This is a genomic window from Salinarimonas soli (assembly GCF_008386575.1).
In the GTDB taxonomy this organism is placed as follows: domain Bacteria; phylum Pseudomonadota; class Alphaproteobacteria; order Rhizobiales; family Beijerinckiaceae; genus Salinarimonas_A; species Salinarimonas_A soli.
Map to the genome: position 1 here is coordinate 1 of NZ_VUOA01000077.1, position 642 is coordinate 642.

2 protein-coding genes are annotated in these 642 nt (G+C 68.2%); both read right to left on the reverse strand.

All coding sequences use genetic code 11. The features are described from left to right. On the reverse strand, positions 1-275 hold a 275-nt coding region (locus F0L46_RS25260; RefSeq protein WP_188312150.1), incomplete at its 3' end, for a response regulator. A 151-nt stretch (positions 276-426) separates the two neighbouring features. Continuing rightward, positions 427-642, reverse strand: a 216-nt coding sequence (locus tag F0L46_RS26410) for a hypothetical protein (protein ID WP_188312151.1), incomplete at its 5' end; no start/stop codon positions are given.

Here is a 642-nt window from a genome sequence, read left to right on the forward strand (position 1 = left end):
GGAGGGGCGCCCGAGGGCAACAGGACCCCGGTCCCAGGCCAGTTGGCTTTGACAGCAAGCGCCAGATCCAGCCCCATGTTCGCCCCTGGCATGTTGGTGTCGGTGAACACCAGACGCACCTCCTGGCGCGCGCTCAGGATCGCAAGAGCCTGACCCGCATGTGCCGCCGAGATCACCTCATAGCCGCCGTACTCGGCGAGGATCTCCTCGGACAGAAGCCGAAGCGCAGGCTCGTCCTCGACGACAAGGACGACGGCAGGCGGAACGTCACTCACCGTCATCTCCCCATCGGGTCAAGGTACAATCCGGCNNNNAGCCAGGGTGACTTCATCACGGTGCGCTCGCCCGGGTTAGTGACGCTCCTTACGAGCGCGCAGCCGATCGGGTCATGATTGAGAGCAGAGGCGGAGAGGATGGTCATCGGGCTCACCGTGCCGTGATCGGGCCGACATAGACGACGCGCACCGCGCGCCGGGCGTCCTCGACGCCGCCGGCCGTTACGGCCGCGACCCGGATCCCGGCCGGCGCCACCTGCGCCGCTGGTGCCTGGATGCGCGGCGCATCGAAGGCGAGGTGCAGCTTGGCCTGGCTCGCGACGACGATGGAGCCCGCACCGATGACGGCACTGCCCAGGAGCATGCC